Origin of the sequence: Kitasatospora sp. NPDC005856, from assembly GCF_040629945.1 — a bacterium.
In the GTDB taxonomy this organism is placed as follows: Bacteria; Actinomycetota; Actinomycetes; order Streptomycetales; family Streptomycetaceae; genus Kitasatospora.
Genome location: NZ_JBEXWT010000096.1, coordinates 1 through 12,591, shown reverse-complemented (window position 1 = coordinate 12,591; position 12,591 = coordinate 1). Strand labels below are relative to the sequence as shown.

Genomic DNA, 12,591 nt, shown 5'->3' with positions numbered 1-12,591 from the left:
TGTGTGACACACCTGTGATCTTGATCCCGCTCGACCAGCTCGTTTCTGCTCCGCTGGGCGGTTCCCCGTACGATAGGAGGAAGCCGAGGCATGTCCATATGCCCGGCGGGTGGACCGGTAGTAGCAGGCGGAACGGGCGGCGGCGATCAACAGGGATCGCCGGCCGGCGTCTCGCGGCCGGGCGCCGCAACCCACGATTCCGGGAGAATCCGCTAGGCATGCCCACGCGCAACGACATCCGTAACGTCGCCATCGTCGCCCACGTCGACCACGGCAAGACCACCCTCGTCGACGCCATGCTGAAGCAGGCCGGCGCCTTCGCCGCCCACCAGCAGCTCGACGACCGGATGATGGACTCCAACGATCTGGAGCGCGAGAAGGGCATCACCATTCTCGCGAAGAACACCGCGGTCAAGTACCACCCCAAGGACGGTGGCGCGCCGATCACCATCAACATCATCGACACCCCGGGCCACGCCGACTTCGGTGGCGAGGTCGAGCGCGGTCTGTCGATGGTGGACGCGGTCGTCCTGCTGGTCGACGCCTCCGAGGGTCCGCTGCCGCAGACCCGCTTCGTGCTCCGCAAGGCGCTGTCGGCCCGTCTGCCCGTCATCCTCTGCATCAACAAGACCGACCGTCCGGACTCCCGGATCGACGAGGTCATCAACGAGACCTACGACCTGTTCCTGGACCTGGACGCGGACGAGGACCAGATCGAGTTCCCGATCGTCTACGCCTGCGCCCGTGACGGCGTCGCCTCGCTGACCAAGCCGGAGAACGGCACCGTCCCGGCCGACAGCACCAACCTGGAGCCGTTCTTCTCCACCCTGCTGGAGCACGTCCCGGCCCCCAGCTACGACGAGGACGCCCCGCTCCAGGCCCACGTCACCAACCTGGACGCCGACAACTTCCTCGGCCGCATCGCGCTGCTGCGCGTCGAGCAGGGCGAGCTGCGCAAGGGCCAGACCGTGGCCTGGATCAAGCGCGACGGCAGCATCTCGAACGTGCGCATCTCCGAGCTGCTGATGACCGAGGCGCTCACCCGCAAGCCGGCCGAGGTGGCGGGCCCCGGTGACATCTGCGCCGTCGCCGGCATCTCCGACATCATGATCGGCGAGACCCTGGCCGACCCGGAGAACCCGATCGCGCTGCCGCTGATCACGGTGGACGAGCCGGCCATCTCGATGACCATCGGCACCAACACCTCCCCGCTGGTCGGCCGTGGCGGCTCGGGCAAGGGCGCGGACGCCAAGGCCGCGGGCAAGGTGGACCGCAAGGTCACCGCCCGCCAGGTGAAGGACCGCCTGGACCGCGAGCTGATCGGTAACGTCTCGCTGCGCGTCCTGGACACCGAGCGCCCGGACGCCTGGGAGGTGCAGGGCCGCGGTGAGCTGGCGCTGGCCATCCTGATCGAGACCATGCGCCGCGAGGGCTTCGAGCTGACCGTCGGCAAGCCGCAGGTCGTCACCAAGGAGGTCAACGGCAAGACCCACGAGCCCGTCGAGCGCCTCACGGTGGACGTGCCCGAGGAGCACATGGGCGCCGTCACCCAGCTCATGGGCATCCGCAAGGGCCGGATGGACAACATGTCCAACCACGGCTCGGGCTGGGTCCGGATGGAGTTCGTCGTCCCGTCCCGCGGTCTGATCGGCTTCCGGACCGAGTTCCTCACCAACACCCGCGGCACCGGCATCGCCCACTCGATCCACGAGGGCCACGAGCCGTGGTTCGGCACGCTGACCACCCGCAACAACGGCTCCCTGGTCGCCGACCGGGCCGGCGTGGTGACCGCCTTCGCGATGACCAACCTCCAGGAGCGCGGCGTGCTCTTCTGCGAGCCGGGCACCGAGGTGTACGAGGGCATGATCGTCGGCGAGAACTCGCGCGCCGACGACATGGACGTGAACATCACCAAGGAGAAGAAGCTCACCAACATGCGTTCCTCGAACGCTGACGTGGCCGAGTCGATCGTCCCGCCGCGCAAGCTCTCGCTGGAGCAGTCGCTGGAGTTCTGCCGCGAGGACGAGTGCATCGAGGTGACCCCGGAGACGGTTCGCATCCGTAAGGTCGTCCTTGACCAGAAGGACCGCGGGCGCACCGCCTCGCGCGCCAAGAAGGCGTGATCCGGACGCACTGAACGGCCATTGGCCGGAATGATTCGCCCCCCTTTCCCATGGAGAGGGGGGCGAACTTTTTCAACTACTCCAAGTTGTCGGGGCCGCTATTCACGGAATAGCGCTCATCACGCCAGAGTGTCCGCTGAGCGGACGTGACAGTTCGTCATCCGTGACGACTGTCCGTTTGGTGCCTGTCTGGCTATGTCTCAAATGTCCGGTTTTCGAAACTTACCGACTGTTCATGTGACCTAATTGAGATCGTCACTGGTCACTTTCGTGTCCGTGCGTGACGGATAGTGGGTGCAGTCAGGCTCGGGTCAAGGGTGAACGCGCAGGGGTGCGCGCCGAAACCACGAGCGCGGACGGCACAGCGGGCCCGGTGACAACCGTTCCGCAGTGCCCTCCTCGTTGCAACGTCGAATTCAGGAGGCACACCGATGCGCGGTGCGAGCCAGGCCAAGTGGGTTGTCGCAGCAGTTGCTGTCGCCCTCGCCGCGACTGCGTGCAGCAGCAGCGACTCCTCCGGGGGTAGCTCCGACAGCGCCGCGGTCGACCCGCAGGGCAAGTTCAGCTACCAGAGCGCGGAGCCGCAGCGCCCGCTCCAGCCGGCGAACGCCATGGAGAACCAGGGCGGCCGTATCGTCAAGCAGCTCTTCAAGGGCCTCGTCGACTACGACCCCGCGACCGGTGCCCTGCGCAACCAGGTGGCCGAGAAGATCGAGACCACCGACGCCAAGAACTACACCGTCACGCTGAAGTCCGGCTGGACCTTCCACGACGGCACCCCGGTCACCGCCAAGTCCTTCGTGAGCTCCTGGAACTGGTCGGCCAACCCGAAGAACAACCAGATCAACTCCGACTGGTTCTCGGACATCGTCGGCTACGACGCCGTCCACCCGGACAAGGACAAGGGCGACCCGACCGCCACCGAGATGTCCGGTCTGAAGGTCGTCGACGACACCCACTTCACGATCGAACTCTCCAGCCCGGTCTCGTACTTCACGTACAAGCTCGGCTACTCGGCCTTCTTCCCGCTGCCCGAGGGCTTCTTCGCCGACCCGGCCGGCTACGGCCAGAAGCCGGTCGGCAACGGCCCCTACAAGTTCGTCTCGTGGGAGCACAACAAGGCCATCACCCTGGCCGCCTACGACAAGTACACGGGCATCGACAAGCCGAAGAACGGCGGAATCGTCTTCCGCAACTACACCGCCGGCGAGGCCGCGTACAAGGACCTGATGTCCGACACGCTGGACGTGCTGGACCAGGTCGACCCGACCGACCTGCCGAAGTACAAGGACGACCTGGGCAAGCGCGCGGTCGACCAGCCGCAGGGCGCCATCCAGAACATCTCCTTCGCGCTGTACCAGGCCGGCTGGGACACCCCGGGCAAGGAGAAGGTCCGTCAGGGCCTCTCGATGGCGATCGACCGCGAGACCATCACCAAGACCGTGCTGAACGGCAACCGCATCCCCGCCGACTCGTTCGTGGCGCCCGGCGTCATGGGCTACAAGGCCGGCACCTGCGGCGACGCCTGCAAGTTCAACCCGGAGAAGGCCAAGCAGCTGATCGCCGAGGGTGGCGGCGTCCCCAACGGCAAGGTCCTCATCCAGTACAACTCCGACGGTGGCCACAAGGAGTGGGTGGACGCGGTCTGCAACTCGATCCGGCAGAACACCGGCGTCGAGTGCCTCGGTGACCCGAAGCCGGACTTCAAGACCTCGCGTGACCTGGTCACCAACAAGCAGGTCCAGAGCATGATGCGCACCGGCTGGGTCCAGGACTACCCGCTGAACGCCAACTTCCTGCGCGACGTCTACGGCACCGGTGCCGCCGCCAACGACGGCAGCTACTCCAGCCCCGAGTTCGACAAGCTGTCGCAGGAGGCGGACGCCGCCACCACGGTCGAGAAGACCGCCGAGCTCTACCAGCAGGCCGAGGCCGTTCTGGCCAAGGACATGCCGGCCATCCCGCTCTGGTACTACAAGACCAGCTCCGGCTACTCCAAGAACGTCCAGAACGTGAAGTTCAACTCCTTCGGCGACCCGGTCTACACCGACGTCGAGGTCAAGAAGAAGTAATCGGTCGGCACCGCCTGACCCGGTGACAACGGCCGGTGCCCGTCCATCCCCACAAGGGCGAGGACTGGCGCCGGCCGTTGGCACGCCGACTTATCTCTTGCCGGGTTGACGGGCCCGGCAGAGCCATACATGGAGGCACGATGGGGCGCTTTGTCGCGAGGCGACTGCTCCAGATGATTCCGGTGTTCTTCGGAACGACCGCACTCATCTTTTTCATGGTGCACGCGCTGCCGGGTGACCCGGTGGCAGCGATGTGGGGCGACAAGGCACCGGACCCGGTGCAGGTCGCAGCCCTGAGGCACCAGATGGGCTTCGACAAGCCGATGATCCAGCAGTACTTCGACTACATGGGGAAGCTGCTCACCGGCGACTTCGGCACCGGCCTGGACCAGCGCCCGGTCATCGACAAGATCACCGAGGCTCTGCCGGTCACCATCCGGCTCGCGCTGTTCGCGTTCGCCATCGAGATCGTGCTCGGCGTCGCCATCGGCCTGTTCGCCGGTCTGCGCCGTGGCAAGGCGTTCGACAAGGGCGCCCTGGTCATGACCCTGCTGCTGATCTCGATCCCGGTCCCGGTGCTCGGCTTCATCTTCCAGACGGTCTTCGGGCAGAACCTGAAGTGGGTCACCCCGACCGTCCAGGACAGCAACGACATCACCCAGCTGGTGCTGCCGGCCATCGTGCTCGGCTCGCTCTCGCTGGCCTACGTCGCGCGCCTCACCCGTACCTCCATAGCCGAGAACATCAAGGCGGACTACGTCCGCACCGCGGTGGCCAAGGGCCTGCCGCGGCGCAAGGTGATCGGCACCCACCTGCTCCGCAACTCGATGATCCCGGTCGTCACCTTCCTCGGTACCGACCTCGGTGCCCTGATGGGCGGCGCGATCGTCACCGAAGGCATCTTCAACGTCACGGGTGTCGGCAACGCGCTGTTCAAAGCGATCAACATGAAGGAGGGCTCGACGGTCTCCGGCTTCGTCGCCTTCCTGGTGCTCGTGTACCTGGCCGCCGGCCTGATCGTCGACCTGCTTTACGCGGTCCTGGACCCGAGGATCCGTTATGCCTGACCTGACCGAGAAGAAGACCACCGCGGAGATCCCGGAGCAGCGCACCGCCACCGCGGCCGCCAAGCCCGAGAAGCCCCGCAGCCTCGGCTCCGACGCCTGGCACGACCTGCGCCGCAAGCCGATCTTCGTGATCTCCGCGCTGCTGATCCTGCTGCTGATCGTCATCGCGATCGCCCCCGGGCTGTTCACCTCGGTGGACCCGCGGGCCGGCGACCTGCGCAGCCACTACCTGACGAAGCCGAACTACAGCCACCTCTTCCAGGCGGACTGGTTCGGCTACGACCTCCAGGGCCGCAGCATCTACGCCCGCGTCGTCTACGGCGCCCGCGCCTCGATCATCGTCGGCATCTGCGTCACCGTCGGCGTGACCGTCCTCGGCGGCATCGCCGGCATGGTGGCCGGCTACTTCGGCGGCTGGGTCGACACGATCATCTCCCGCGTCACCGACATCTTCTTCGGCATCCCGCTGCTGCTCGGTTCGCTGGTGGTCCTGAACGCCTTCACCTCGCGCACCGTCTGGAGCGTGGTCTTCGCGCTGGTCGCCCTGGGCTGGACCCAGATGACCCGTGTCATGCGCGGCTCGGTGATCACGGTCAAGCAGGCCGACTTCGTGACGGCCGCCAAGGCGCTCGGCGCCGGCACCGGCCGGATCATGTTCAAGCACATCCTGCCGAACGCGATCGCCCCGGTGATCGTCGTCGCCACCATCGCGCTCGGCGGTTACATCGCCACCGAGGCGACGCTGAGCTTCCTCGGCATCGGTCTGCAGGACCCGACCATCTCCTGGGGCATCGACATCAACTCGGCCCAGAAGGTGATCCGTACGGCTCCGTTCGCCCTGTTCTTCCCTGCCGGAATGCTGAGCCTTACGGTGCTGGCGTTCATCATGCTCGGCGACGCGGTGCGCGACGCCCTCGACCCGAAGCTCCGCTGAGAGAAGAGGTGACGACCCGATGACCACCGTGATCGAGAACAACCAGAAGAACGACCGGCTCGAAGTCGGCACGCCTCTCCTCGAGGTGAAGGACCTCCACGTGGAGTTCCACACCCGGGACGGCGTCGCCAAGGCCGTGAACGGCGTCAACTACTCCGTCGCGGCCGGCGAGACCCTCGCCGTGCTCGGCGAGTCCGGCTCCGGCAAGTCCGTGACGGCGCAGACCATCATGGGCATCCTGGACATGCCCCCGGGCAAGGTGACCCAGGGCCAGATCCTGTACCGCGGCCAGGACATGCTCACGATGAGCAACGAGGAGCGGCGCAAGATCCGCGGCCGGAAGATCGCGATGATCTTCCAGGACGCGCTCTCCGCGCTGAACCCGGTGCTCAGCGTCGGCTACCAGCTCGGCGAGATGTTCCGCGTGCACCAGGGCGCCTCCAAGAAGGAGGCGAAGGAGAAGGCCATCGAGCTGATGGACCGGGTGCGCATCCCCGCCGCCCGGCAGCGGGTGGACGACTACCCGCACCAGTTCTCCGGCGGCATGCGCCAGCGCATCATGATCGCCATGGCGCTGTCGCTCCAGCCCGACCTGATCATCGCGGACGAGCCCACCACCGCCCTGGACGTCACCGTCCAGGCCCAGGTGATGGACCTGCTGGCCGAGCTCCAGGCCGAGTACAACATGGGCCTGATCCTGATCACCCACGACCTCGGCGTGGTCGCCGACGTCGCGGACAAGATCGCCGTGATGTACGCGGGCCGGATCGTCGAGACCGCCCCCGTGCACGACCTGTACGCGAACCCCGCGCACCCGTACACCAAGGGCCTGCTCCGCTCCATCCCGCGCCTGGACCAGAAGGGCCAGGAGCTGTACGCGATCAAGGGCCTGCCCCCGAACCTGCTCAAGGTTCCGGCCGGCTGCGCGTTCAACCCCCGCTGCGACGTCGCCACCGACCTGTGCCGCACCGAGATCCCGGCGCTGCACCACGTGACGGACAAGGACGGCAAGGAGCTCACCGGCCGCCGCAGCGCGTGCCACCTCTGGAAGGAGACCCTCCATGGCTGAGAACATCCTGGAGGTCAAGGACCTGGTCAAGCACTACCCGCTGACCCAGGGCATCCTCTTCAAGAAGCAGGTCGGCGCGGTCAAGGCGGTCGACGGCATCTCCTTCGAGCTGAAGAAGGGCGAGACCCTCGGCATCGTCGGCGAGTCCGGCTGTGGCAAGTCCACGCTGGCCAAGGTGCTGATGAACCTGGAGCGGGCCACCTCCGGCCAGGTGCTGTTCAAGGGCGAGGACATCTCGCAGCTGCAGGGTGCCGCCCTGAAGGCCGTCCGCCGGAACATCCAGATGGTGTTCCAGGACCCGTACACCTCGCTCAACCCGCGCATGACGGTCGGCGACATCATCGGCGAGCCGTTCGAGATCCACCCCGAGGTGGCGCCCAAGGGCGACCGCCGCAAGGCCGTCCAGGACCTGCTGGACGTCGTGGGTCTGAACCCGGAGTACATCAACCGGTACCCGCACCAGTTCTCCGGCGGCCAGCGCCAGCGCATCGGCATCGCCCGCGGTCTCGCGCTCAAGCCCGAGATCATCATCTGCGACGAGCCGGTCTCCGCCCTGGACGTGTCCGTCCAGGCGCAGGTGATCAACCTGCTGGAGCAGCTGCAGGGCGAGTTCGGCCTCTCCTACATGTTCATCGCGCACGACCTCTCCATCGTCCGGCACATCTCCGACCGCGTCGGCGTGATGTACCTGGGCAAGATGGTCGAGATCGGCTCGGACGAGGAGATCTACGAGAACGCCACCCACCCGTACACCCAGGCGCTGCTCTCCGCGGTGCCGGTGCCGGACCCGGCGGCGCGCGAGACCCGGGACCGGATCGTGCTCGTCGGCGACATCCCGTCGCCGGCCAACCCGCCGTCCGGCTGCCGCTTCCGCACCCGCTGCTGGAAGGCGGAGGAGCGGTGCTCGGAGGAGGTCCCGCTGCTCGCGGTCCCCTCGCTGTTGGAGGGCCCGGCCGCGCACGAGTCGGCCTGCCACTTCCCCGAGGTCCGGGAGCAGGCCGCGGCCTGATCCCCTGCTGGTCCCCGGAAGGGCCCGTGGCGTTCGCGCCGCGGGCCCTTCCGCCGTTCCGGTCGGCGGGTGCTGCGCCGATCCGGCGCCGCGTCAACTCGGCAGAGGGTCACGGCACCCGTCCGGGTGCACCTGACTCGCGCCGTCGCCGGGGCGCGCTTCTCATGGGGTGTGATGCGACACACACCCTGAGGAGGGACCTCCATGCCCGTAGCCGCCCGCGCTCGTTGGGTCCTCGCCGTTGCGACGTCCGTGGTCCTGGTGGCCACCGGGTGCAGCAGCAACGACAGCGGAGGAGGCGGCGGCTCGTCGGACGCCACCAAGAGCTTCAGCTACCAGAGCAACGAGCCGCAGAACCCGTTGCAGCCCGCCAACGCGAACGAGACCGGCGGCGGTCGCATCATCCAGAACCTCTTCAAGGGGCTGGTCGACTACGACCCCAGCAACGCCAGCATCCGGATGCAGGTCGCCGAGAAGATCGACACCAGTGACTCGCAGACCTTCGTCATCACGCTGAAGGACGGCTGGAAGTTCCACGACGGCACACCGGTGCACGCCCAGAACTTCGTCGACGCCTGGAACTGGGGCGCCAACCCGGCCAACAACCAGATCAACAGCTCCTGGTTCTCCGACATCGAGGGCTACGAGGACGTCCACCCGGTCTCCGGGCAGCCGGCCACGGACAAGATGTCCGGACTGACCGTCACCGACGACCTGCACTTCACCGTCAAGCTGAACCACAAGGTCTCGTACTTCGAGTACAAGCTCGGCTACATCGCCTTCTCGCCGCTGCCCGAGGGCTTCTTCAAGGACCCGGCCGGGTACGGGCAGAAGCCGGTGGGCAACGGTCCGTACCAGTTCGTCAGCTGGGCGCACAACAGCCAGGTGGTCACCAAGACGTTCCCGGACTACCAGGGCGTGGACAAGCCGAAGAACGGCGGCGTCGTCTTCAAGATGTACACCACGTCCGAGGCCGCCTACGCCGACCTCCAGTCCAACAACCTGGACGTGATGGACCAGGTGCCGCCGTCCGCCCTGGCCACGTACAAGAGCGACCTCGGCGACCGCGCGGTGGACGCGCCGCAGGGCGCCATCCAGAACATCGGCTTCACGCTCTACCAGGCCGACTGGGCCGCCCCGGAGAAGGCCCAGGTGCGCCAGGGCCTCTCGATGGCGATCGACCGCGACACCATCACCAAGACGGTGCTGCAGGGCTCCCGCGCGCCGGCCAGCGCCTGGGTGGCGGAGGGCGTCGAGGGCTACAAGGCCGGCACCTGCGGGGACTTCTGCACCTTCGACCCCGCCAAGGCCAAGCAGCTGATCCAGCAGGGCGGCGGCGTCCCCGGCAACAAGGTGCTGATCACCTACAACGCGGACGGCGGCCACAAGGAGTGGGTCGACGCGGTCTGCAACTCGATCCGGCAGAACACCGGCGTCGACTGCCTCGGCGACCCGAAGCCCGACTTCAAGACCGCCCGCCAGGCCATCACCACGCACCAGCTCAACGGTGCCTTCCGCACCGGCTGGGTGCAGGACTACCCCCTGAACGCCAACTTCCTGGCCGACGTGTACCGCACCGGTGCCGCCTCCAACGACACCGGGTACAGCAACCCGCAGTTCGACCAGGCGGCGACCCAGGCCGACGAGGCCCCCAGCGTCGCCGACACGGTGACCGGCTACCAGCAGGCCGAGGCGGTGCTGCAGAGCGGCATGCCGGCCATCCCGCTCTGGTACTACCGCACCAACTCGGGCTACTCGACCAAGGTGCAGAACGTGAAGTTCGACTCCTTCGGCAACCCGGCCTGGACGCAGGTCGAGGTCAAGGGCTGATCCCCGGACCCTGATCCCCGCGCGCCGACCCCGCCCTCCCCGCACGGAGGGCGGGGCGCGGTCTCCCGCCCGACCGGTCCGGCCGGTCGGGCCCACAGGAAGGAGGCTCGGATGGGCAGTTACGTGCTGCGGCGGGTGCTGCAGATGATCCCGGTGTTCTTCGGCACCACGCTGCTGATCTTCGTGATGGTCTACACGCTGCCGGGCGACCCGGTGGTCGCGCTGTTCGGAGAGAAGGCCGCCGACCCGTCGGTGGTCGCGAGCATCAAGCACACGTACTACCTGGACCAGCCGCTGTGGAAGCAGTACCTGCACTACATGGGGAACCTCTTCCAGGGGGACTTCGGGACCAGCTTCACCGGCCGCCCGGTCTCCGACATCATGGCGGACGCCTTCCCGGTCACCATCCGCCTGGCGCTGATGGCCTTCGTCTTCGAGATGGTCGTGGGCCTCGCCTTCGGCGTGCTCTCCGGGCTGAAGCGCGGCAGCATCGCGGACACCCTGGTGCTGGTACTGACCCTGGTGGTGATCTCGATCCCGGTCTTCGTGCTGGCCTACATCGCGCAGACCGTGTTCGCCACCAACCTGGGCTGGGTCACGCCGACGGTGCAGGACAGCTACGACCTCTCCCAGCTGATCCTGCCGGCGATCGTCCTGGGCTCGCTCTCGCTCGCGTACGTCGCCCGGCTCACCCGGACCTCCATCGGCGAGAACCTGCGGGCCGACTACATCCGGACCGCGACCGCCAAGGGCCTGCCCCGGCGCACCATCATCCCCCGCCACCTGCTGCGCAACTCGCTCATCCCGGTGGTCACCTTCCTCGGCACCGACCTCGGCGCGCTGATGGGCGGGGCGATCGTCACCGAGGGCATCTTCAACGTCCAGGGCATCGGCAACGTCCTGTACCGGGCGATCAACCAGAAGGAAGGCCCGACCGTGGTCGGCATCGTGACCGTCCTGGTGATCATCTACCTGGTCGCCAGCCTGCTCGTCGACCTGCTCTACGCGGTCCTGGACCCGAGGATCCGCTATGCCTGACATCCATGACGAGGACTCGTTCGAACCGCACCCCAAGCCGGGCGTCTCCCGTCTCGACTACGCGGGGGAGCAGGGCATGGCGGTGGAGCAGGAGACCCTGGTCGAGCCCGACGTGCAGAAGCGGGAGGAAGCCCGCAGCCTCTGGGGCGACGCCTGGCGGGACCTGCGCCGGCGGCCGATCTTCCTGATCTCCGTCGTGCTGATCCTGCTGCTGGTGCTCGTGGCGATCTTCCCCTGGGCCTTCACCGACGCCAACCCGCGCAAGGCCGACCTGGTGCACGACTACCTCAGGCGGCCGGACTGGACGGACTTCTTCGGCGCCGGCTGGTTCGGCTACGACGCGCAGGGCCGCTCCATCTACGCCCGGGTCGTCTACGGCGCCCGGGCCTCGATCACCGTCGGCATCTTCGTGACCGCCGCGGTCACCCTGCTCGGCGGGCTGACCGGGATGGTCGCCGGGTACTACGGCGGGGCCGTCGACGCGGTGATCTCCCGGATCGTCGACATCTTCTTCGGCATCCCGCTGCTGCTCGGCGCACTGGTGCTGCTGAACGCGTTCACCGTCCGCACGGTGTGGACCGTGGTGGTCGCCCTGGCCGTCCTCGGCTGGACCCAGATCGCCCGCGTCATGCGCGGCGCGGTGCTGACCGTCAAACAGTCCGACTTCGTGGTGGCGGGCCGGGCCCTCGGGGCCGGGACCGGACGGCTGATGTTCCGGCACATCCTGCCGAACGCCGTCGCGCCGGTGATCGTGGTGGCGACCATCGCGCTCGGCGGCTACATCGCGACCGAGGCGACGCTGAGCTTCCTCGGCATCGGTCTGCAGGAGCCGACCATCTCCTGGGGCATCGACATCTCCTCCGCCCAGAAGGTGATCCGGACCGCGCCGTACGTGATGTTCTTCCCGGCCGCGGCCCTGTCCGTCACCGTGCTGGCCTTCATCATGATGGGCGACGCGGTCCGCGACGCCCTCGATCCGAAGCTTCGCTGAGCGAGGGAGCGCATCGTGAGTACAGCGGTGACAGCCACCGGGCGCGAGCAGGAGGCGCCGTACCAGGGGCCGCTGCTCGACGTCCGGGACCTGCACGTCGAGTTCGTCACCCGGGACGGCGTCGCCAGGGCCGTGAACGGCGTCAACTACTCCGTCGCGGCGGGGGAGACGCTGGCGGTGCTGGGGGAGTCCGGCTCGGGCAAGTCGGTGACGGCGCAGGCGATCATGGGCATCCTGGACATGCCGCCGGCCCGGATCCCGCGCGGCGAGATCCTGTACCGGGGCAAGGACATGCTCAGGATGAGCAAGGAGGAGCGGCGCAAGATCCGCGGCCGGAAGATCGCGATGATCTTCCAGGACGCGCTGTCCGCGCTGAACCCGGTGCTCAGCGTCGGCTACCAGCTGGGGGAGATGTTCCGGGCGCACCGGGGGGTCTCCCGCAAGGAGGCGCGGGAGCG

At 67.5% G+C, this 12,591-nt stretch carries 10 protein-coding genes; all 10 read left to right on the top strand.

Going from position 1 to position 12,591, the window contains the following annotated elements:
* Positions 1–218: 218 nt before the first annotated feature.
* Positions 219–2,123: a translational GTPase TypA gene (gene typA / locus ABZ449_RS35495; protein WP_360354351.1), complete on the top strand. Its 1,905-nt coding sequence runs from the start codon at positions 219–221 to the stop codon at positions 2,121–2,123.
* 431 nt (positions 2,124–2,554) lie between these two features.
* Positions 2,555–4,195, top strand: coding sequence for an ABC transporter substrate-binding protein (locus ABZ449_RS35490; RefSeq protein ID WP_360354349.1), 1,641 nt, complete (start codon positions 2,555–2,557; stop codon positions 4,193–4,195).
* 140 nt (positions 4,196–4,335) lie between these two features.
* On the top strand, positions 4,336–5,262 hold the full coding sequence (locus tag ABZ449_RS35485) for an ABC transporter permease (protein ID WP_360354347.1): 927 nt from the start codon (positions 4,336–4,338) through the stop codon (positions 5,260–5,262).
* Positions 5,255–6,196 (top strand): ABC transporter permease, encoded by a 942-nt coding sequence (locus ABZ449_RS35480; protein WP_360354345.1) that lies wholly within the window; start codon positions 5,255–5,257, stop codon positions 6,194–6,196. Before ABZ449_RS35485 ends, ABZ449_RS35480 begins: the two co-directional genes overlap by 8 nt.
* Before the next feature lie 19 nt (positions 6,197–6,215).
* Complete coding sequence (locus ABZ449_RS35475) at positions 6,216–7,265, top strand: ABC transporter ATP-binding protein (protein ID WP_360354343.1); 1,050 nt, start codon at positions 6,216–6,218, stop codon at positions 7,263–7,265.
* Complete coding sequence (locus tag ABZ449_RS35470) at positions 7,258–8,274, top strand: dipeptide ABC transporter ATP-binding protein (RefSeq protein ID WP_360354341.1); 1,017 nt, start codon at positions 7,258–7,260, stop codon at positions 8,272–8,274. The genes ABZ449_RS35475 and ABZ449_RS35470 overlap by 8 nt, the downstream gene beginning before the upstream one ends.
* Before the next feature lie 204 nt (positions 8,275–8,478).
* A complete protein-coding gene (locus ABZ449_RS35465) occupies positions 8,479–10,104 on the top strand; it encodes an ABC transporter substrate-binding protein (RefSeq protein WP_360354339.1) in 1,626 nt (541 codons plus the stop codon).
* Positions 10,105–10,215: 111 nt separating this feature from the next.
* Positions 10,216–11,142, top strand: a complete 927-nt coding sequence (locus tag ABZ449_RS35460; RefSeq protein WP_360354337.1) for an ABC transporter permease — start codon at positions 10,216–10,218, stop codon at positions 11,140–11,142.
* 76 nt (positions 11,143–11,218) lie between these two features.
* Complete coding sequence (locus ABZ449_RS35455; protein WP_360354380.1) at positions 11,219–12,133, top strand: ABC transporter permease; 915 nt, start codon at positions 11,219–11,221, stop codon at positions 12,131–12,133.
* A gap of 15 nt (positions 12,134–12,148) precedes the next feature.
* Positions 12,149–12,591, top strand: a 443-nt coding sequence (locus tag ABZ449_RS35450; protein WP_360354336.1) for an ATP-binding cassette domain-containing protein, incomplete at its 3' end; no start/stop codon positions are given.

What these genes read in the sequence shown, in the direction of transcription:
- typA (WP_360354351.1), top strand. Translation starts at nt 219, where the DNA reads ATGCCCACGCGCAACGACATCCGTAACGTCGCCATCGTCGCCCACGTC.
- ABZ449_RS35490 (WP_360354349.1), top strand. Translation starts at nt 2,555, where the DNA reads ATGCGCGGTGCGAGCCAGGCCAAGTGGGTTGTCGCAGCAGTTGCTGTC.
- ABZ449_RS35485 (WP_360354347.1), top strand. Translation starts at nt 4,336, where the DNA reads ATGGGGCGCTTTGTCGCGAGGCGACTGCTCCAGATGATTCCGGTGTTC.
- ABZ449_RS35480 (WP_360354345.1), top strand. Translation starts at nt 5,255, where the DNA reads ATGCCTGACCTGACCGAGAAGAAGACCACCGCGGAGATCCCGGAGCAG.
- ABZ449_RS35475 (WP_360354343.1), top strand. Translation starts at nt 6,216, where the DNA reads ATGACCACCGTGATCGAGAACAACCAGAAGAACGACCGGCTCGAAGTC.
- ABZ449_RS35470 (WP_360354341.1), top strand. Translation starts at nt 7,258, where the DNA reads ATGGCTGAGAACATCCTGGAGGTCAAGGACCTGGTCAAGCACTACCCG.
- ABZ449_RS35465 (WP_360354339.1), top strand. Translation starts at nt 8,479, where the DNA reads ATGCCCGTAGCCGCCCGCGCTCGTTGGGTCCTCGCCGTTGCGACGTCC.
- ABZ449_RS35460 (WP_360354337.1), top strand. Translation starts at nt 10,216, where the DNA reads ATGGGCAGTTACGTGCTGCGGCGGGTGCTGCAGATGATCCCGGTGTTC.
- ABZ449_RS35455 (WP_360354380.1), top strand. Translation starts at nt 11,219, where the DNA reads ATGGCGGTGGAGCAGGAGACCCTGGTCGAGCCCGACGTGCAGAAGCGG.